The organism is Terrabacter aerolatus, assembly GCF_007991735.1.
GTDB lineage: Bacteria > Actinomycetota > Actinomycetes > Actinomycetales > Dermatophilaceae > Terrabacter > Terrabacter aerolatus.
This window is the reverse complement of record NZ_BJYX01000001.1, coordinates 130,942-150,614: the sequence shown is the minus strand read 5'-3', so window position 1 is coordinate 150,614 and position 19,673 is coordinate 130,942. Positions and strand designations below refer to the sequence as shown.

Here is a 19,673-nt window from a genome sequence, read left to right as displayed (position 1 = left end):
TGTGCTTCCCCCATCACGAAGAGCTCGCCACGCGGCGCCAACCGCACCGTCAGTCTCCACTATCGGCAGCCCGAGGTGGCCGATAAGGCGCCCTGCGGTCGCCGGCCGGTGGCCGGGAGCCCGCGACGGGGCGGCCGAGACTGCGTGCAGACCCCGTGCAGACCCCGTGCAGAAGTCGTGTCCGAATTGTCCTAACGCCCCCGCGCGGCCTGCCGACAGTGCGTGCTGAGGGCCCACGGACGGGCCCCCGCACCACCCCACTCATTTCATGGAGGAACTTCCGATGGCTCTGACCGTCAACACCAACCTCTCGGCCATGCAGGCCTACCAGAACCTCAGCCGCACCTCGGCGAGCATGGCCAGCTCGATGGGCAAGCTCTCCAGCGGCCTGCGCATCAACACGGCCGCCGACGACGCCGCCGGTCTCACCGTCTCCGAGGGCCTGCGCTCGCAGGTCAACGGCTACGGCGTCGCCGCTCGCAACGCGCAGGACGGCATCAACATGGTCCAGACCGCCGACGGCGCTCTCGGCGAGGTCCACTCGATCCTGCAGCGCATGCGCGACCTCGCGGTGCAGGGTGCCAACGACACGAACAACACCGACTCGCGCAACGCGATCGCCAAGGAGGCCGGCGACCTCTCGCGCGAGCTCTACCGCATCACCAACGGCACGAACTTCAACAGCATCGACCTGCTCAAGGGTGGCTCGAAGTCGTTCCAGGTCGGTGCCGGTGGCACGTCCAACGACGTCATCGCGGTGACGCTCGCCGACGTCGGCACCTCGACCGGCACGCTCATGTCGGCCGACGGCACCGCCGCCGGTGCGGGCTTCGACGTCAGCACCAACGCGGCGTCGCAGACGACGATCACCTCGATCGACACCGCCATCAAGGCCGTCTCGGGCAACCGTGCCGACCTCGGTGCCGTGCAGAACCGCCTCAACCACGCGATGAACATCGCGAACGTCTCGGCGCAGAACCTCGCGGCGTCGCAGTCGCACATCACCGACACCGACATGGCGGAGGAGATGGTCAACTACACGAAGGCCAACATCCTGTCGCAGGCCGGCACGGCGATGCTCGCCCAGGCGAACCAGTCCGGCCAGGGCATCCTCAAGCTGCTCGGCTGATCGGAACCGGGGGGTCGCTGACGGCGGCCGGGGGGACCCACCCCGGCCGCCGTCGGCCCTTCGCGGTCGACATCCCTCGCACCCGCGTCATCCGCGGCATCCGCGGCATCCAAGGAGGACCTCGTGGCCGTCTCGGTCAACGGGCTCGGCAGCGGGCTCGACATCACCTCGATCGTCAACTCGATCATGGCGGTCGAGGCACTGCCCCAGCAGCAGCTCAAGCAGGCGCAGTCCCAGCAGGAGAGCCTGATGACCGTGCTCCGCGGGCTCAACACCAAGGCGGCGGCCCTCGCCACGCTCGCGGGCAAGGCGGCGGCACCGAACGCGCTCAACCTGCTCACCGCGACCTCGAGCACCCCCGGCGTCACCGCCACGGCCGGCACCTCGGCGACGGCCGGCACGTTCGACGTGACCGTGACCCAGCTGGCCCGGACCCAGGTCGACGTCTCCGCACCGCTCGCCACCTGGCCCACGGCCGGCGGCTCGCCCGCGAGCCTGACCCTCGTCGACGCCTCGGGCGCGAGCAGCGAGGTGACGCCCGCGAGCACGTCGATCGACGACGTCGTCGCCGCCGTCAACGCCTCGGGCGGACCGGCGCGGGCCCTCAAGGTGGCCGCCGGCACCGACGCGACCGGCACCCCTCTCTACCGCCTCCAGCTCACCTCGACCCGGTCCGGCGCGGCCGGCGCCTTCAGCGCCTACCAGGGCAGCGCCGCCGAGGTGGCCGCCGGCACGGCCGCCGACCTCATGGGCACCCCGGGTGCCGCCGTCGTCGCACCCGCCCAGGACGCCAAGGCGCTGCTGTATGCCGGCACGGCCGCCGAGCAGGTCGTCACCTCCGCGACGAGCACCTTCACCGACATCGTGCCGGGCGTCTCCGTCACCGCGACGGCAGCCGGGCTCGGCACCGCGACGTCGATCAGCGTCACCGGCGACAGCGCCGGCATCACCAAGCAGGCGAACGACCTCGTCGCCTCGGTCAACGACCTCCTCGGCGCGATCGGCGCCGGCACGAAGGTGACCACGACGTCGGGCTCCTCGGGTGTGTCGGGCGCGACCGGCGGCCCGCTCACGGGCGACGTGACGGTCCGCGGCATCTCGGCGGCGATCACGGACGCGGCATACCGCCCCACGAGCAACGGACGCTCGCCGTCGCAGATCGGCATCGTCATCCAGCGTGACGGCACCTTCACCTTCGACCAGGACGCGTTCAACGCCGCGCTGACGGCCGACCCCGCCGGCACCCGGGCCGCCCTGGCCGAGATCGCCGGACGGGTCACCACGGCGGCGACGAACGCCTCGGCGCCGGCCAGCGGGACGATCACCCAGCTCATCGCCGGCCGCCAGTCGATGTCGGACGACCTCGGCACGCGCATCGCGACGTGGGACCAGCGCCTCGCCGACCGCCGCACCGCCGTGCTCGCGATGTACAACGCGATGGACACCGCCCTCGGGTCGCTCAAGACGCAGCAGTCGTGGCTCACCAGCCAGATCGCCGGGCTCCCGACCTTCTCGCAGAACACCAAGTAAGGACACGACGCGTGACCAGTGCAGCCGACGCGCGCCAGCAGTACGCCCGGGACGCGATCCTCTCCGCCAGCCCCGCCCGCCTGCTGACGATGCTCTACGACCGACTCCTGCTCGACCTGCGCCGCGGCGAGGCCGCCCAGGAGGCCGCGGACTGGCAGCAGGCCAACGCGCAGCTGCTCCATGCCCAGGAGATCATCGCCGAGCTGTCGGCGACCTTGCGTCCTGACCTCTGGGACGGCGCCGACGGGCTCCTGAGCCTGTACGAGTACGTGCGCATGGCCCTCGTCGCGGCCAACGTCCACCGAGACGTGGCGCGCACCCGCGAGGCCATCACCCTGCTCACCCCTCTGCAGGAGGCGTGGCACGAGGCCGCTTCCCTGCAGGACGCTCCGCTCGCCGGCGCCGCACGGACGGGCTACGCCGTTGGCTGACATGTGGGACACGGTGCTCGACCGTCTCGAGGCCGACCTCGCGGCCGTCGAACGCGGCCTGGGGGAGCACCACCCGCCCTCCGAATCGGCTGTCATGGCGGCCCAGCTCGGCACCTGGGTGCCACCCCGCGGGCTCGGCCCCCTCCCGGCGCACCTGCTCGGACGGGCGCGCGCGCTCGCGGCCGCGCAGGCCCGGGTCGCCGAGCGCGTCGACGCCGTGCGGATCACGACGGGACAGCACCTGGCGGCGCTGCGTGCGGTGCCGCCCCTGCCCGGACAGCCCGCGATCTTCGTCGACGTCGAGGGCTAACGCGACACGGGCACCTGCCGATAGTCCCGGTCGAGCACGGATTGCTCGCCGCGTCAGGCCAGGGATCGGCCGTCTCCCCTTGCGAGTTCCTGCAGGAGAACTGTGCTCGATTCCGTGACGTCCGCTGCGCTCACCAGTGCCCTCGACGGGCTCTCCCGTCGCCAGCGCGCCATCGCCGACAACATCGCCAACGTCAACACGCCGGGCTACCACGCGCAGCGTGTGCAGTTCGAGGAGGCGCTCGCCGCCTCCGTGCAGGAGGGCGACGGGCACGTCGCCGCGACGACGTCGCTGTCCGCCGAACCCACCCGGACCAACGGCAACAACGTCAACCTCGACACCGAGACGCTGTCGAACATCGACACCGTGCTGCGCTTCCAGTTCGCGACGCAGGCGCTCAACACGCAGTTCACCGGGCTGCGCGCCGCACTGAGGACGAGCTGATGACCTTCGACGCGATCGGCATCGCCGGCTCCTCCCTGACGGTGCACCGCAAGTGGCTCGACGCCATCGCGGACAACCTCGCCAACGCCAACACCGCCGCGCCGACGAGCGGACCGGCCTTCCGGGCGCGCTACATCGAGGCGCAGGCCGGGCCCGGCACGTCCGGGGTCTACGTCGCCGGCGTGCGGGAGGGCGACGCCGCCGGGCGCCTCGTCTTCGAGCCGAGCAACCCGCTCGCGGACGCCCAGGGCTACGTGCGCTACCCCGACATCGACATGAGTGAGCAGATGGGGTCGCTCATCATGGCCCAGCGCGGCTACCAGGCCAACGCCCAGGTCGTCGACCGGGCCCGCACCATGTACGAGGCCGCGCTCCAGATCGGCAGGTCGTCATGAGCATCGGTCCCGTCGGTGCCGTCGGACCCGTCGGGCCGCTGCTCGGCGCGGCCACCTCGGCGATCACGTCGGCCGCGTCGGCCGCGTCGGCTGCATCGGCCGTGTCCGGCGCGTCGTCGGCCACGGCGACCTCGGGGGTCACCCGCTCGGGCGGCGACTTCGCGGCCAGCCTCACCGGCGCCGTCGACAACCTCCAGCAGCTGCAGTCGACCTCCAACCAGCTCGCCGTCCAGGCCGTCACCGGCAGCCTCGACGACATCCACGCGGCGACCATCGCGGCCACGCGGGCCCAGGTGACCCTCGAGGTCGCGTCGGCCCTGCGCAACAAGGGGATCGACGCCTTCAACGAGATCATGAGGATGCAGGCCTGATGCCCCCGTTCCTGTCCTCCTCGCTCCAGCGCCTCGTCGCCACGGTCAAGGCCTTCACCGTCGGTCAGCGCACCGTCGCGGTCATCGGTCTCGCCGTGCTCGCCCTCGGCGCCGTCGCCCTCACGACGTGGATCACGAAGCCGAGCTACAGCCCCCTCTTCACGGGGCTCGCCAGCGCCGACGCGAGCGCGGTCGTGCAGCAGCTCGGCAAGGACGGCGTGCCGTACCAGCTCGCCGACGGCGGCGCGACGATCCTCGTCCCCCAGGACAACGTCTACGACGAGCGGCTCAAGGCAGCGGCCGCGGGACTGCCGGCCGCGCCGGCCTCCGGCTACTCGCTCCTCGACAAGATGGGCGTCACGTCGTCGGACTTCCAGCAGAACGTCACCTACAAGCGCGCCATCGAGGGCGAGCTCGCGACGACGATCTCCCACCTCGAGGGCGTCCAGACGGCGTCGGTGCAGCTCGCGATCCCGGAGAAGACGGTCTTCACCGCACAGCAGGGGCAGCCGACGGCATCCGTCTTCGTCCAGGCGCTGCCGGGACAGACGCTGTCGGCCGACAAGGTCGAGGCGATCGTGCACCTGACGTCGGCCGCCGTGCCCAACCTGACGCCGGCCAACGTCTCGGTCGTCGACGCCCAGGGCACCGTGCTCTCGTCCGTCGGCGTCGGGACGGGCGGCTCGGGCGCGAAGCAGACGAGCGAGTACCAGCAGCGCACCGAGGCCTCGGTGCAGGCGGTGCTCGACAAGGTGCTCGGACCCGGCAACGCCACCGTCGCCGTCACCCCCGAGGTCGACACGAACTCCGCGCAGCAGACGTCGGAGACCTACGCGGGCGTCAAGGGCGTGCCGCCGCTCAGCGAGTCGACGAGCACGGAGAAGTACCGCGGCACCGGGACGGGCAACGGCTCGGGCGTCCTCGGCCCCGACAACATCGCGGTGCCCGGCGGCACCGGCGGCAACGGGTCCTACGACTCGACCAAGGACACCCGTGACAACGCGGTCAACAAGGTCACCGAGGAGCGCACCGTCCCGGCGGGCTCCCTGAAGCGCCAGTCGGTCTCGGTCGCGATCAGCGCAGCCGCGGCGCGCAACCTCAACCTCCAGGACCTGCAGAACCTCGTGTCGGCCGCGGCCGGCATCGACGCGCGGCGCGGGGACGTGCTCTCGATGCAGGTCCTGCCGTTCAGCACCGCGGCCGCCGACCAGGCCAAGGCCGCGCTCGCCGCCCAGCAGGCGGCCGACGAGGCCCGCGCGAGCGAGCAGCTGACGACCACGCTCGTCTGGGCCGGCGTCGCGCTCCTCATCGCCATCGCCGTGCTCGTGCTCTGGCTGCGTGCCCGCCGCCGGGCCGTGCGCGAGCCGGTCGAGCTGATCAGGGACCTCGTCGTCGTCGAGGAGGACGACCTCGCCCTGCCGGCCGTGACCGCGGGCGCCGACACCGTCCGACTGCCCGCGGCGCCGGCCGGCCTCGTCCCGGTGCCCGAGCTGCCCGGACCCAGCGAGGACGCCGCATACGCCGAGCTGCGCCGCGCCCAGGTCAGCCGGCTCGGTGCGACCGAGCCGCTCAAGACGGCCGAGCTGCTGCGGGGCCTCATGGACGAGCGGCAGCCGGTATGAGCACGGCGACCCACCTGACCGGCACCCAGAAGGTCGCCATCGTCCTCATGCAGATGGGGCCGGAGAGCGCGGCCGCGGTCATGGGCCACTTCAGCGACTCCGAGGCGGAGGACGTCGCCGCGGAGATCGTGCGCCTCAGCCGCGTCGACCCCGCCGTCTCCGAGGACGTCATCGCCGAGTTCCACGAGATGGCCGTCTCGGGGCGCCGGACCACCCTCGGCGGCCGGGACTTCGCAGCCGGCCTGCTCGAGTCGTCGTTCGGCAGCGACCGTGCCGCCGGCGTCATGGACCGCCTCACCTCGACGATGGCGGGCAAGTCCTACGACTTCCTCGAGAGCGTCGACCCGGCCCAGCTGGTCACGCTCCTCGACGGCGAGCTCCCCGAGACGATCGCGCTCGTGCTCGCCCACCTCCATCCCGAGCAGGCGGCCCAGGTCGTCGCCGGGCTCGGCCCGGCTCGTGCGGCGGACGTCGCGCACGCCTTCGCCACGATGGGGCCTGCGACGCCCGAGGCCGTGCGCATCGTGGCCGACAACCTCAGGGCCCGCACGGGAGCAGCCCTGACCCCGGGCGTGCGCCGGCAGCGGGCCCTCGGCGGCGTGCAGGCGCTCGTCGACATCATCAACCGGTCCGACGTGGCCACCGAGCGGGCGGTCCTCGACGGCCTGGCCGGCACCGACCCGACCCTCGCGGAGGAGGTCCGCAGCAAGATGCTGACCTTCGGCGACATCGTCAAGCTCGAGCGCAAGGACGTGCAGCTCGTCCTGCGCGGGCTCGACGCAGCGGTGCTGGCGCGGGCCATGAAGGGTGCGCCGCCGGCGGTGCACGAGACGATCGTCGGCAACATCTCCGACCGCATCCGCGAGATCCTCGAGTCCGAGCTGGCCTCCCTCGGGCCGGTGCGTGCCTCCGAGGTCGAGGAGGCCAGGGCCGACATCGTGCGTTCGATCCGTGGTCTCGAGGAGGCCGGCACCATCACCCTGCGCCGGGGCGAGGAGGACGACCTTGTCTACTGACACCGCACGGGTCGCCGTCCCCGTCGTCTTCCCCACGATCGACCCGGTCGGTGAGGCCGAGGGCTTCACGCGCGGCCACGCGGCAGGGTATGCCGCCGGGCTGCGTCTCGCCGCCGCCGAGACCGCGGCGGCGGAGGCCGACCGACAGGACCGACTCGCGGCCGCCGTGGCCGCCGACCGGGCGCGCACCGACCGCGCCCTCGTCGCGCTCGACGCGGCCGCACGCGCCCTCGCAGCGCGAACGGCGCCCGTCCTGTCGGCCGTCGACGCCGGGCTCGTCGAGGCCGCGCTCACACTGGCCGAGGCCGTCATCGGCAGGGAGCTCGCCGACGGGCCGTACGGCGCGCGGGCCGCGCTGTCGCGGGCGTTGTCGGGCCCCGACGCCGCTGCCGTCGTGGCCGTGCGCCTGCACCCCGACGACCTCGAGGTCCTCACCGCCGACGACCGCACCGACGCCGAGACCGTGCTCCTCGTGCCGGACGCCGGGCTCGAGCGTGGCGACGCCGTCGCCGACTACCCCGACGGTGAGCTCGACGCCCGGGTGCGCACCGCTCTCCAACGGGCGCGCGCCGCCGTCGGGGAGGCGAACCCATGAGCGCCCTGGCGCAGCTGGTCGACGCCGCTGCCTCGGCGGCCGCGCCGGAGCGGGTCGGGGCGGTGTCGGCCGTCCGAGGTCTGGCCCTCGAGATCGCCGGTCTGCCGTGCGCCGTCGGTGACCACGTCGAGATCGCTGCTGAGACAGGCGTGCCCACGCGTGCCGAGGTCGTCGCGAGCGCCCGGGGCGTACTGACTTGCATGCCGCTCGGCCCGGTGGCGGGCCTCCGGGTCGGACAGCCGGCCCGCGCCGTCCGCGGTGGCCCGCGCGTGCCCACCGGCCGGGCCCTGCTCGGGCGGGTGCTCGACGGCCTCGGGCAGCCGATCGACGGGCGAGGTCCCCTGCTCACGCCGACGGTGCGTCCTGCCGACCGCGCGCCCTCGCCGATGGAGCGGACCCGCATCGACACCCCGCTCGCCACCGGCGTCCGTGCCCTCGACACCCTCGTGACCCTCGGACGTGGCCAGCGTCTCGGGCTCTTCGCCGGATCCGGCGTCGGCAAGTCGTCGCTGCTGTCGATGGTCGCGCGGGGCAGTGATGCAGAGGTGTGCGTCATCGCCCTCGTCGGTGAGCGCGGCCGTGAGGTCCGGGAGTTCCTCGAGGACGACCTCGGTCCCGAGGGACTGGCCCGGTCCGTCGTGGTCGTCGCGACGTCGGACGAGCCGGCCCTCGTGCGCCTCCGGGCCGCCGACACCGCGACGAGCATCGCCGAGTCGTTCCGCGCGACGGGCTCCCACGTGCTGCTCATGATGGACTCGCTGACGCGAGTCGCCATGGCGCAACGCGAGATCGGTCTCTCGGCGGGCGAGTCGCCCGCGACCCGCGGCTACCCGCCGTCCGCCTTCGCCGTGCTCGCGCGGCTGCTCGAACGGGCCGGGACCGACCGCAGCGGCTCGGTCACGGGCATCTACACGGTGCTCGTCGACGGCGACGACCACAACGAGCCCGTCGCCGACACCGCCCGGTCGATCCTCGACGGGCACGTCGTGCTCGACCGCAAGCTCGCCGTCATGCGCCACTACCCGCCGATCGACGTCCTCGGCTCGATCTCTCGCGTCGCGACGAAGGTCAACCCGCCCGAGCGCACCGCTGCCGCCACCTCTTTGCGCCGCGTCCTCGCAGCACGCCGCTCGGCCCAGGACCTCATCGACGTCGGGGCCTACTCGCGCGGGGCCAACCCCCTCGTCGACGCGGCCCTGGACCACGCCGCGCCGATCGAGGCCTTCCTCACCCAGCGCCTCGACGAGCGGACCGCTGCCGTCGACGCGTGGGACCTCCTCGCCCGACTCACGACGACCCTCGGGGGGCCGCGATGACCGTACCGTTCTCCCTCGCAGGCCTGCTGCGCCTCCGCCGGCTCGAGGAGGTGCAGGCAGGAGCCGTCTACGGGGCCGCCACCGCCCGCCACGCCGCGCTGGTCGCCCGCACCGACCGGGCCATCGCCGACGCCGAGGCGATCCGTGCCGAGGTCGACACGATCCACGAGCTCCAGGCCGTGGCGGCCGCGCGCGCGGCGTCGATGGCGATGCTGGCCGAGCTGCACGCACTGACCGCAGGTGCCGCCGACGAGCGGACGAACGCCCAACGCGGCTACTCCGTGGCGCGCGGCCGGACGCTCGGGCTCGAGAAGCTCGAGGACCGCCACGCCGAGGGCGTCCACGCAGCCGAGCTGGCGGCCGAGCAGGTCGTGCTCGACGAGCTCGGGTCGTCGGCGCGCACGCGTTCGGCCCGGCGGGACGCACGGTGAGCTTCACGGAGTCCCTCGGCCGGATCCAGGAGATCCAGGGGACGCTGACGCAGTTCGACCCTGCCGTGGCCGCTCGCACGGCGTCGGCCGCCGCGACCCGGCGCACCTCTGCGGCATCGGCACTCGCCGGGTCCCTGTCGGGTTCTGCTGCCGGGACGGACTTCGCCGGCTCGCTCGCTGCAGCCCTGGGTGCCGGCGGGACCGACGGGGCGACGGACCCCTCGGCGCTCGGCGCGCCGACGGGCCTGTCGGGTCTGTCAGCGCTCTCGGGTCTGTCGGGCCTCTCCGGTCCGGCCGGGGTCTCGGGCGTTTCTGGGGCGTCCGGCTCGACCGTGGTCAGCGGTGACGACGTGGCCGCCGCGGCCAAGCGCTACGTCGGGGTCCCCTACGTCTGGGGCGGCACCGACCCCGCCAAGGGCATGGACTGCTCCGGCTTCGTCCAACGCGTCTTCAAGGACGTCGGCATCGCGCTGCCGCGGGTCGTGTCCCAGCAGATGAGGCTCGGCACTCCCGTGGCCTCCATGGCGCAGGCTCGCGTCGGCGACCTGCTCATCAGTCACGAGAGCGGGCACATCTCGATCTACCTCGGCAACGGTCGGGCCATCGACGCCCCCATGCCGGGCAGGACGATCCAGGTGCGCGACGCCTGGGAGATGCGCGGCAACCTCACCGCGATCCGGCGCATCGTGCCCGAGCCGACGGCGACCGGGATCTCCGTGCCCGCCTCGGTCGCGGCAGCCGGTCCCGCGACCTCGCGCCTGGACCCCTCCCAACGGCGCTACGCCCAGATCATCGTCGACGAGGTGCGCGCTCGCGGCCTGCCGGCCCAGGCCGCGGTCAACGCGGTGTCCACGGCGCTGCAGGAGTCCTCGCTGCGGATGTACTGGAACCCCAAGGTGCCCGGCTCGCGCGAGCTGGCCCCCGCCGGCGCCCCGAGCGGCACCGACGGCTACTCCGTCGGCCTCTTCCAGCAGCAGGTGAACGGCAACCGGTTCTCCTGGGGCACGGTCGCCGACGCGATGGACCCGCGCACGTCGACGCGCATGTTCCTCGACCGACTCACGGCCGTCCCGGGGTGGCAGACGATGCCCGTCTCCGCGGCGGACCAGGCCGTGCAGCGCTCGGCCTACCCGGGCGCCTACGCCAAGTGGGAGAGCACGGCGCGGAGCATCGTCGCCGAGCTCTACGGGACGGGCGCCTGATGCCCATGACCGTGCGAGGGGGAGCGGCACCCCCACCCGTGCCCGCAACCGGCACCGCGCCCGTCGCCCCAGGCACGTCACCGGCAGGCGCGGCCACCTTCATGATCCTGCTCTCGTCGGCACGAGGGCCGGCCGCGGAGCGACCCGCACCACGGGCCGCAGAGGACAGGCCCCCGTCCGCCTCACCCGCCCCGTCGCAGGCCGCCCTGGCCTCGGGCAGCCCAGGACCGTCGAGCAGGACGGCGGTCGACGACACGGCGAGCGGCCCGGACGACGGCACGAGTGCGGTCTCCGCCGACGTCGCAGCCCTCGGTCCGTGGCTCGAGCTCGCCCTCCCTCCCATGGCCCCCGCAGGAGCGTCGTCCGGGGGACCGACGACCGGGCCCAGGGCCGTCGGCACGGCAGCGTCCGGCGCGCCCGGCGTCATCGCCGCGGCGGCGGCGTCCCCGGAGACGGCGCCGGCCGGCCCGGTCCCCTCGGGGCCGGCGGTCGAGCGTGCCGCAGTGTCAGGGGTGGGTGTCGCGGCGGCGGTCTCCGTGGCCTCGGCGGCCTCCGTGGCTGGGGTGGTCTTCCCGGTCGCGGTGGCATCGCCGGGCGCGGTCGTCCCGCAGCCCGGCGGCGTCTCGACCGGCCCTGCAGCGGCCGTGCCGTCCTCGTCCGTCGGGCCGGTGCCCGCGGGACCGCGCCCGACGGCCGGCGACGGCCCCGGCCCCGGCGCGGCAGGGTCCCCGGTGGACGCGCCTGGGTCGGGCGTCCTCACCGCGTCGACGGCACTGCTCGGGACAGGGCGGACGGCCTCGACCGCGACGCCGGCACCTGCGCCCGCGGACCCGACCGCAGCCACCACTGCGGCCACCACTGCTGCCACGTCCGTGACCGACTCCGGGCCGTCGACCCCCGCCACGGCGCCGCCCTCGTCGACCTCGTCGCCGGTGCCGCCGCCGTCGTTCGTGCCCGGTGGTCTCCATGCCTCGCTGCCGACTCCCGTCGTCTCCGGTGCAGGCGTGGCACCGCAGCCGGCCCATGCGCCCGCGGCGCCGTTCGCCGCGCAGCTGTCTCGGCCCCTCGTCGAGCTCACGACGGGCGCACCGGGAGAGCACGTCCTGACCATCCGGGTGTCACCCGAGCACCTCGGCCCGGTCACGGTGAGAGCGCACCTCGGCGCCGACGGCATACGCATCCAGCTGTTCAGCCCCGACGAGGTGAGTCGCGCCGCGGTGCACGCCGTCCTGCCGGACCTGCGCCGGGACCTCGCCGGGACCGGTCTCGGCGCGAGCCTCGACCTGTCCGATCGTCCTGCGCCGCAAGCCAATCCGTCAGCACAGCATGGGAGCTCGCACCAAGCCGGGCAGTCGGGTCACCCCGGCGACGGCGGTCCGGGCACCCGCCGGGACGTTCCGCAACCCGCTGGGCGCCACCCATCCGGCTCGACCTCCCCCGACCCGTCCCCCGGCGCGAACGGCTCGGGTGCCCGCCCGGACCCCGTCGACGCCCCACGCCTCCCGTCGTCCGTCCGGCTCGACGTCATCGCCTGACAGAAGGAGTCCCATGACCACGACCCCGATCGGCCCCGTCGGCTCGACGAGCCTGACGTCCACGACCCCGACCAGGGTCCCGAAGCAGACCATGGACGCCGACGTCTTCATGAACCTGCTCGTGACGCAGCTGAAGAACCAGGACCCGAGCTCGCCGATGGACACCAACGCCATGATCGGGCAGTCGACCCAGCTGGCGATGATGGAGAAGCTGACCCAGCTGGCGACGGACGGCTCCAAGGGCCTGCAGGCCGAGCAGCGCGCGTCGGCGGCCGCCCTGCTCGGGCGCACCGTCAGCTACCTCGGCGCCGACGGCGTCGCGGGCACCGGCCAGGTCTCCTCCGTCGCCTACACCGGGACGACGCCCACCGTGACCATCGGCTCGGCCGTCGTCCCGCTCGACTCGATCACCGGAGTCACCGGAGTCACCGGAGTCTCCGGAGTCACCGGAGTCACCGGCACCCCCAGCACCTGAGCCGGGGCCACCCGTCCTGCCGACGGGTCCCGGTCCCGCCCTCCAGTCCTTCCCACCCCGCCCGAAAGGCAGACACCATGCTCCGCTCGCTCTACTCCGGGATCTCGGGCCTGCGCGCCCACCAGACCATGCTCGACGTCACCGGCAACAACATCGCCAACGTCAACACCACCGGCTTCAAGGGGTCCTCGACGCAGTTCCAGGACACCCTCTCGCAGCTGACGCAGGGCGCCTCCGGACCGCAGGCCCTCACCGGCGGCACCAACCCGGCCCAGATCGGGCTCGGCGTCCGCGTCGCCGCGGTGACGACGAACTTCACCCAGGGCTCGGCCCAGACCACGGGCAAGGCCACCGACATGATGATCTCCGGCGACGGCTTCTTCGTCACGAGCAAGGGCGGCCAGCAGTACTACGCCCGTGCCGGTGCCTTCGACCTCGACGCCTCGGGCCACCTCGTCACGCCCGACGGCGGCATCCTGCAGGGCTGGACCGCGGACGCGTCCGGCCGCATCAACACCGGGGGCCCCACCACCGACCTGCTCCTCACACCGACGACGATGCTGCCCGCTCGCGCCACGACCGGCGTCGACGTCAGCGGCAACCTCCCGTCCGACGCGGCCGTCGGTACGGCGCTGCAGCGCGACATCCAGGTGTTCGACTCGAGCGGCGTCGCCCGCAGCCTGTCCCTCACGTTCACGCGCAGCGCGAGCGGCTGGAACGTCGCCGCTGCCGACGCGTCGGGCGCCGGCGGAAGCGGCTCCCTGTCGTTCACGAACGGCAAGCAGACGACGGCCGGCTCGGTCTCCGTGGGCGGGATCACCGTCAACCTCGGCACGGTCACCGGCTACGCCGGCAGCACGACGGTCGCCGCGACCGGCCAGGACGGCTACAAGGCCGGCAACCTCGAGGCCTTCAGCGTCGGCGCCGACGGCTCTCTCATCGGGTCCTTCAGCAACGGCGTGCGCCAGGCCGTCGGTCGGGTCGCGCTGGCCCGCTTCACCAACCCCTCGGGCCTCGAGAAGGCCGGCGACTCGTCCTACTCGAGCACCGCCAACTCCGGCGTCGCGCAGATCGGGCAGGCCGGCGATGCCGGCTTCGGCTCGCTCGTCGGGGGCGCCCTCGAGATGAGCAACGTCGACCTCTCGCAGGAGTTCACCAACCTCATCGTGGCCCAGCGTGGCTTCCAGGCGAACGCCCGGATCATCACCACCTCGGACCAGGTGCTCCAGGAGCTCGTCGACCTGAAGCGGTGACCTTAACGACGAGGGCGACCTGCCGATAGAGGGGGGCGGAGGTGGGGATGAGCCCCGCCCCCCGAAAGGGCCCCATGATCGCAGTCACCCGTCTCAACGGGTCACGCTTCGCGGTGAACCCCGACCTCATCGAGCGCGTCCAGGAGAACCCGGACACGACGCTCGTCATGGTCGGGGGAGCCACGTACGTCGTGCGCGAGAGCCTGCCCGACGTCATCGCCCTCATCGCGGACTTCCGCGCCCTCGTCATCGCCGCGGCCCAGTCGATGTCGGTGGGCGGCGTGCCGCAGCTCAGCGTCCTCCGCGGCGAGAGCGACGCCCGCGAGAGCGGCTCCCGGTCCGCCACGGGGACCGGCACCGCCGTGACGACCCCGACACCCCTGCGGCCCACCGAGCACTGAGGACACCCCATGGACCCGTCACTCATCATCGGCCTGGTGCTCGCCTTCGGCTCCGTCGTCGCGATCGTGACGCTCGAGGGCTCCCACATCACCTCGCTCCTGCTGCCGCCGCCGATGATCCTCGTCTTCGGTGCGACGATCGCCGTCGGCCTGGCCGGCAACACCGTCAAGGACACCCTGAGGGCCTTCAAGGCCGTACCCCGAGCCTTCCTCGGCAAGCCGCCGAAGCCGCAGGACAGCATCGACGGCCTCATCGCGCTCGCCGAGAAGGCCCGCGCCGAGGGCCTGCTCGCCCTCGAGGCCGAGGCAACCGACGCCGACGACCCGTTCCTGGCGGGCGCCCTCCAGAACATCGCCGACGGCACGGACGCCGAGGAGCTGCGAATCCTCATGGAGGACCAGATCGCGACGAAGGCCCGGGTCGACCACGCCGACTCGAAGTTCTTCGCGGCGCTCGGCGGCTACGCGCCGACCATCGGCATCATCGGCACCGTCGTGTCCCTGACCCACGTCCTCGAGAACCTCTCGTCACCCGAGGCCCTCGGCCCGATGATCGCCAGCGCGTTCGTCGCGACCCTGTGGGGGCTGCTCTCGGCCAACTTCATCTGGCTGCCGATCTCGGCGCGCATCGCGCGGCTCAGCGAGCTCGAGGTCGAGCGGATGAACCTCGTCATGGAGGGGGTGCTCGCGATGCAGGGCGGCGCCCAGCCCCTGCTGCTCGCAGAACGGCTGCGCGCCATGGTGGCCGACACCGGCTCGTCCGACAAGGGCGACAAGGGCAAGGGATCTGCCGACGCGGACCGGGCAGCCGCATGAGCCGCCGTCGCCGGTCGCGCAAGGTCCCCGAGGAGTTCCACGTCGACGAGCGCTGGGCCGTGTCCTACATGGACATGATCACCGTGCTCTTCTGCCTCTTCGTCGTGCTCTACGCGATGTCGACCGTCGACAAGAACCGCTTCGAGAAGTTGCGCAACTCGCTCGCGACCGGCTTCGGCACGACGATCAGCCAGAAGGTCGACACGGCCTCGGGGACCGTCGTCCCGCCCTCGATGGCGAGCAAGGACAAGGAGGGCTTCGCCGACCTCGACCTCGCCGTCAAGGACGTCAAGAAGTTCAGCGCCCTGGCCGAGCAGATGAACAAGCGGCTCGCGGTCGAGGGCCTCCAGAAGGACGTGCAGTTCCACATCGACCAACGGGGACTCACCGTCCGTCTCGTCGGGTCCCAGACCTTCTTCAGCCCGGACAGCACGGTGCTGACCCCACGTGCCTACCGGATCATGCACGCCATCACCCCGGTCATCGTGGGGACCCAGCTGCAGGTCTCGGTCGAGGGCCACGCGGCGAACCTCATCACCTCCTACCCGTCCGTGTGGGAGCTGTCGGCAGAGCGCGCCACCAAGGTCGCGCGGTACATGGTCGAGCAGGGCGGCCTGCCCGGGGCCCGGGTCGGAGCCACGGGCTACGGCTCGTCCCGGCCGGCGAGCAGGGGCACGACCGCCGCCGACTACCGGCAGAACCGTCGCGTCGACATCGTCGTCCTCTCGGACCAGCCCGAACGGGTGCGGGCGCTGATCCCCGACGCGCTCAAGGCGCGTGCGGGACAGACCTGACCCGACGCCGCTGCACCCCGGCGCGCCCCTCCGAGCGCACCTCGTCGAGCACCTCGTCAAGCACCTCCGCGAGCACCTCGGCGCGGGCGTCCGGACACCCTTACGTGACCGGCCGCCCTGCCGATAGTGCCGTTCGTGACTGTGCACGACGTCGGGGCGACCGCGGAGCTCGCCGTGGAGGCGTACGACTTCCGGCGTCCCACGACGCTCGCCCGCGAGCACAGCCGCATCCTCGAGGCCGCCTTCGACTCGTTCGCCCGCCAGTGGGGCACCCAGCTGACCGCGAAGGTGCGCACCAAGTCGACCGCCACGACCGAGTCGGTCATCGTCCAGACCTACGACGAGTACGTCGCGTCGCTGCCGACCGTGACCTGCATGGTGCGCTGCGTCCTCGGTGACACGCCCGCGAAGATGGTCGTCCAGTTCCCGACGCCGGCGGCCCTCGGCTGGGTGGCGCGCATGCTCGGCGGCAGCTCCGACAAGGTGGGGCTCGAGCGCAAGCTGACGCCGATCGAGCACGCCCTCGTCAAGGCCCTCGTCGAGGAGGCCCTCGACGTGCTCGCCTACTCCCTGGGGCCGCTCCTGCCGGCGGAGCCGAGCGTCGAGTCGATCCAGCACAACTCGCAGTTCGCGCAGGCCGCTGCCACCTCAGACCTCATGGTCGTCGTGACGTGCGCCCTCCAGGTCGGGGAGACAGCCTCGTCGGTGACCTTCGCCATCCCCGCCGACACGCTCCTGCCGCAGCTCGGCGCCGTCAACCCGGTCGCCAGCAGCGACAACGCCGCCCAGCTGACCCGCGAGCAGGTGGCGCAGGTGCCCATGGAGGTGGCCGTTCGCCTGGCGCCCGTCGCGGTGACCCCCGATCAGGTGCTGTCGCTCGCCGTCGGCGACACGCTGACCCTGCCGCACCACGCCCACGACCCGTTCGTCGTCACGGTCGGCGGCGAGGACCTCGCCCGGGCGATGGTCGTGCGCACCGGCACGCGTGCCGCGGCCCGCATCGTCTCGCTCGTCCCGCCGGCGCGGGGCGCGGACCCGGCTCCGGTCACCCCCGACGCCCCCGCACCGACCCAGGAGAACCGTCCGTGAGCACCGCAAACCTCAGCTCCGTCGCCGAGCGCCTCGTCGCGTCGCTGCCCGTCCCCGGTCTGGCCGTCGCCGGTCAGGTCGCCCAGGTCGGGCCGGAGGCCCTCGCGGACGCAGGTGGTCCCGCCGCACCTGCCGTCGTGTCGGCCTCGCTCGTCGGGCCGCGTCCGGCCGAGCTCGTGCTCGTCGTCCTCGACACCACGTTCGTCGCGGTCGCCGGTGGCGGACCGGCGGCGTCCGTCCCCGCCGTGCTGCGCCCCGCGTTCGAGGCTGCGGCCGTCGCTCTGGGCGAGGGGGTCCTGTCCGAGCTCGTGTCGGGCGACCCGGGCGGCCTGCTCGCCGACCCCGAGGTGAGCGCGGTCTTCGAGATCTCCGGCGGTGGGGCTCCGTTCGGCTGGCTCGCGATCCGTCACGGCGCGCCGGCCACGTCCGCGGCGCCGGCCGGTGGCGAGACCGCCTTCGACGGACGCCTTCGCCGGATCCAGGACGTCGAGATGGCCCTGACCGTCGAGATCGGCCGGACGCGGATGAGCGTGCGCGACGCGCTGTCGATGGAGCCGGGCACCGTCGTCGAGCTCGACCGGTCGGCCGGTGCTCCGGTCGACATCCTGCTCAACGGACGCCGGATCGCGCTCGGCGAGGTCGTCGTCGTCGACCAGGACTACGCCGTCCGGATCTCACGGATCCTCGACACCGCCGAGGCCCGGCCCTGAATGGACTCGCTCGTCCTGGGCCTGCGGGTCATCGTCTCGCTCGGCGCGGTGTTCGGCCTCATGTGGCTGCTCCAGCGCCGGCTGCGGGCCGGCAACCCCGGCCTGCGGGCGCGGGTGCTGAGTGTCGTCGCCCGGCAGAACGTCGGGCCCAAGGCGTCCGTCGTGGTCGTCGACACCGACGGCCGGCGCTTCCTGCTCGGGGTGACCGAGCACGGCATCAGCGTGCTGCACACGTCCGAGGCCCCGACGCCCGAGGTGCCGGCCGCCCCGTCGGTGACGCCCGCGCGGACGAGTGCCGCTGACCTCGTTGGGCTGGCTGTCCCCGAGCCGGACCCGACCCACGACGCCGTCGCGGACGACACGGAGCCCACCCTCGCGCCCAGCGGTGCGGGGGAGGAGGGTGCTCCCGCGACCCGGGCGGCCGCCCGTCAGGCGTCGTTCGAGGCGGAGCTGCGCCGGGAGACCGCGCAGCAGGCGACGGCCCAGCCGGCCGGGTCCGTCCTCGAGCCCGCCACGTGGCGCCTCGCGGCCCAGGCCCTGAGGTCCGGTCGACGGTCGTGACCTCCCCGCTCATCGCGTCCCCCGAGGGCACCGTCGTGGGGCACGCCCCCTTCCGTATGCGTCGAGTGCTGTGCCTCGCCGCCCTGGCCTGGGTCGTGGCCTGCGTCCTGCTCACGGTCGTGGCGTCGCCGGGCCACGCAGCAGAACCGGCCGGCTCGATGCGGGCAGCCGTGTCGGTGGGCTCGGTGGGCTCGGTGGGCTCGGTGGGCTCGGTGGGCTCGGTTCGCCCGATGCTGCCGGCCGAGCCGACGCCGAGCCCGAACCCCTCGACCGGCGTGAAGAAGCCGGGCGCGTCGAGCTCCGGGATCGACCTGCAGATCAACACCCCCGACAAGGCGCCGTCGTCGGCGGTCGTGACGCTCATCGGCATCGGGCTGCTGTCCGTGGCGCCGGCCCTGCTGCTCATGATGACGTCGTTCACGAAGATCTTCGTCGTCCTCGCCATGACGCGGAACGCCCTGGGGCTCGGGTCCGTCCCGCCGAACCAGGTGCTCGCCGGCCTGACCCTCTTCCTGACGCTCTTCATCATGTGGCCGGTGCTGACCCAGGTGAACGTGCACGCGGTGCAGCCCTACCTCGCCGGGCACCTCGACTTCGGCGCGGCTGTCACCGCGGGCGCCAAGCCGCTGTCGACCTTCATGCTCGCGCACACGCGCCAGGAGGACATCGCCCTGATGACGCGGGCCGCCGGCATCGCCAACCCGGCGACGCCGGCGTCGACGCCCCTGCAGACGCTCGTGCCGGCCTTCATGATCTCCGAGCTGCGGGCGGCCTTCATCATCGGCTTCGTCATCTTCATCCCGTTCCTCGTCATCGACATCGTCGTGTCGTCGGCGCTGATGTCGATGGGCATGATGATGCTGCCGCCGGTCATGGTGTCGCTGCCGTTCAAGGTGCTGCTCTTCATCCTCGTCGACGGCTGGGGCCTCATCATCACGGCGCTCGTCCAGAGCTACGGCGGGGTGACGTGAACGCCTCCGCCGTGCTCGACATCTGCGTCCAGGCCCTGGCAGCCGCCGCGAAGCTGTCGGCGCCCGTCCTCATCACGGCTCTCGTCGTCGGCCTCGCCGTCTCGCTCGTGCAGTCCATCACCCAGCTGCAGGAGGTGACCCTCTCGTTCGTGCCCAAGGCCGTCGCGGTCGCCATCGCGCTGGCCGTCTCGGGCCACTGGATGATCGCCGAGATGGTGTCGTTCACGCAGGACCTCTTCGCCCGGATCCCGAGCCTGCTCGGCGTGGCCTGACCCC

24 protein-coding genes are annotated in these 19,673 nt (G+C 73.0%); all 24 read left to right on the top strand.

Features of this window, described 5'->3' with window-relative positions; all coding sequences use genetic code 11:
• Positions 1–283: 283 nt before the first annotated feature.
• Complete coding sequence (locus tag TAE01_RS00765) at positions 284–1,129, top strand: flagellin N-terminal helical domain-containing protein (RefSeq protein ID WP_186814985.1); 846 nt, start codon at positions 284–286, stop codon at positions 1,127–1,129.
• Positions 1,130–1,252: 123 nt separating this feature from the next.
• Positions 1,253–2,659 carry a flagellar filament capping protein FliD gene (gene fliD / locus TAE01_RS00760; protein WP_147062408.1) on the top strand — a complete coding sequence of 469 codons (1,407 nt, stop codon included), beginning with the start codon at positions 1,253–1,255 and terminating at the stop codon, positions 2,657–2,659.
• Between the two features lie 11 nt (positions 2,660–2,670).
• Complete coding sequence (gene fliS, locus TAE01_RS00755) at positions 2,671–3,090, top strand: flagellar export chaperone FliS (RefSeq protein WP_147062405.1); 420 nt, start codon at positions 2,671–2,673, stop codon at positions 3,088–3,090.
• A complete protein-coding gene (locus TAE01_RS00750) occupies positions 3,083–3,400 on the top strand; it encodes a hypothetical protein (RefSeq protein ID WP_147062403.1) in 318 nt (105 codons plus the stop codon). The genes fliS and TAE01_RS00750 overlap by 8 nt, the downstream gene beginning before the upstream one ends.
• A gap of 102 nt (positions 3,401–3,502) precedes the next feature.
• Positions 3,503–3,844: a flagellar basal body rod protein FlgB gene (gene flgB, locus TAE01_RS00745; RefSeq protein WP_147062401.1), complete on the top strand. Its 342-nt coding sequence runs from the start codon at positions 3,503–3,505 to the stop codon at positions 3,842–3,844.
• Positions 3,844–4,239 carry a flagellar basal body rod protein FlgC gene (locus TAE01_RS00740; protein WP_147062399.1) on the top strand — a complete coding sequence of 132 codons (396 nt, stop codon included), beginning with the start codon at positions 3,844–3,846 and terminating at the stop codon, positions 4,237–4,239. The genes flgB and TAE01_RS00740 overlap by 1 nt, the downstream gene beginning before the upstream one ends.
• Positions 4,236–4,610 (top strand): flagellar hook-basal body complex protein FliE, encoded by a 375-nt coding sequence (fliE, locus tag TAE01_RS00735; protein ID WP_147062397.1) that lies wholly within the window; start codon positions 4,236–4,238, stop codon positions 4,608–4,610. The genes TAE01_RS00740 and fliE overlap by 4 nt, the downstream gene beginning before the upstream one ends.
• Entirely contained in the window at positions 4,610–6,232 is a 1,623-nt protein-coding gene (gene fliF / locus TAE01_RS00730) for a flagellar basal-body MS-ring/collar protein FliF (RefSeq protein WP_147062395.1), read from the top strand. Before fliE ends, fliF begins: the two co-directional genes overlap by 1 nt.
• Positions 6,229–7,248 carry a flagellar motor switch protein FliG gene (gene fliG / locus TAE01_RS00725; protein ID WP_147062393.1) on the top strand — a complete coding sequence of 340 codons (1,020 nt, stop codon included), beginning with the start codon at positions 6,229–6,231 and terminating at the stop codon, positions 7,246–7,248. Before fliF ends, fliG begins: the two co-directional genes overlap by 4 nt.
• Positions 7,238–7,843 carry a FliH/SctL family protein gene (locus tag TAE01_RS00720; protein WP_186814984.1) on the top strand — a complete coding sequence of 202 codons (606 nt, stop codon included), beginning with the start codon at positions 7,238–7,240 and terminating at the stop codon, positions 7,841–7,843. Before fliG ends, TAE01_RS00720 begins: the two co-directional genes overlap by 11 nt.
• On the top strand, positions 7,840–9,159 hold the full coding sequence (locus TAE01_RS00715) for a FliI/YscN family ATPase (RefSeq protein WP_147062389.1): 1,320 nt from the start codon (positions 7,840–7,842) through the stop codon (positions 9,157–9,159). Before TAE01_RS00720 ends, TAE01_RS00715 begins: the two co-directional genes overlap by 4 nt.
• Positions 9,156–9,590 (top strand): hypothetical protein, encoded by a 435-nt coding sequence (locus TAE01_RS00710; RefSeq protein WP_147062387.1) that lies wholly within the window; start codon positions 9,156–9,158, stop codon positions 9,588–9,590. The genes TAE01_RS00715 and TAE01_RS00710 overlap by 4 nt, the downstream gene beginning before the upstream one ends.
• Positions 9,587–10,792, top strand: coding sequence for a C40 family peptidase (locus TAE01_RS00705; RefSeq protein WP_147062385.1), 1,206 nt, complete (start codon positions 9,587–9,589; stop codon positions 10,790–10,792). The genes TAE01_RS00710 and TAE01_RS00705 overlap by 4 nt, the downstream gene beginning before the upstream one ends.
• Positions 10,793–11,796: 1,004 nt before the next feature.
• Complete coding sequence (locus TAE01_RS20415) at positions 11,797–12,327, top strand: flagellar hook-length control protein FliK (RefSeq protein ID WP_186814983.1); 531 nt, start codon at positions 11,797–11,799, stop codon at positions 12,325–12,327.
• A gap of 13 nt (positions 12,328–12,340) precedes the next feature.
• Positions 12,341–12,802, top strand: a complete 462-nt coding sequence (locus tag TAE01_RS00695; RefSeq protein WP_147062381.1) for a flagellar hook assembly protein FlgD — start codon at positions 12,341–12,343, stop codon at positions 12,800–12,802.
• A gap of 77 nt (positions 12,803–12,879) precedes the next feature.
• Complete coding sequence (locus TAE01_RS00690) at positions 12,880–14,055, top strand: flagellar hook protein FlgE (protein WP_147062379.1); 1,176 nt, start codon at positions 12,880–12,882, stop codon at positions 14,053–14,055.
• A gap of 74 nt (positions 14,056–14,129) precedes the next feature.
• Positions 14,130–14,456 carry a flagellar FlbD family protein gene (locus TAE01_RS00685; RefSeq protein WP_147062376.1) on the top strand — a complete coding sequence of 109 codons (327 nt, stop codon included), beginning with the start codon at positions 14,130–14,132 and terminating at the stop codon, positions 14,454–14,456.
• Between the two features lie 9 nt (positions 14,457–14,465).
• Positions 14,466–15,272 (top strand): motility protein A, encoded by an 807-nt coding sequence (locus TAE01_RS00680; protein WP_147062374.1) that lies wholly within the window; start codon positions 14,466–14,468, stop codon positions 15,270–15,272.
• Entirely contained in the window at positions 15,269–16,066 is a 798-nt protein-coding gene (locus TAE01_RS00675; RefSeq protein ID WP_147062372.1) for an OmpA/MotB family protein, read from the top strand. Before TAE01_RS00680 ends, TAE01_RS00675 begins: the two co-directional genes overlap by 4 nt.
• A gap of 135 nt (positions 16,067–16,201) precedes the next feature.
• The gene (locus TAE01_RS00670) at positions 16,202–17,155 is read left to right on the top strand and encodes a flagellar motor switch protein FliM (RefSeq protein ID WP_246111054.1); all 954 of its coding nucleotides are present in this window, start codon (positions 16,202–16,204) and stop codon (positions 17,153–17,155) included.
• A complete protein-coding gene (gene fliN / locus TAE01_RS00665) occupies positions 17,152–17,865 on the top strand; it encodes a flagellar motor switch protein FliN (RefSeq protein ID WP_147062370.1) in 714 nt (237 codons plus the stop codon). The genes TAE01_RS00670 and fliN overlap by 4 nt, the downstream gene beginning before the upstream one ends.
• Positions 17,866–18,426, top strand: coding sequence for a flagellar biosynthetic protein FliO (fliO, locus tag TAE01_RS00660; protein ID WP_147062368.1), 561 nt, complete (start codon positions 17,866–17,868; stop codon positions 18,424–18,426).
• A complete protein-coding gene (gene fliP / locus TAE01_RS00655; protein WP_246111053.1) occupies positions 18,423–19,397 on the top strand; it encodes a flagellar type III secretion system pore protein FliP in 975 nt (324 codons plus the stop codon). The genes fliO and fliP overlap by 4 nt, the downstream gene beginning before the upstream one ends.
• Positions 19,394–19,669 carry a flagellar biosynthesis protein FliQ gene (gene fliQ / locus TAE01_RS00650; RefSeq protein WP_147062366.1) on the top strand — a complete coding sequence of 92 codons (276 nt, stop codon included), beginning with the start codon at positions 19,394–19,396 and terminating at the stop codon, positions 19,667–19,669. The genes fliP and fliQ overlap by 4 nt, the downstream gene beginning before the upstream one ends.
• The last annotated feature ends 4 nt before the right edge of the window (positions 19,670–19,673 follow it).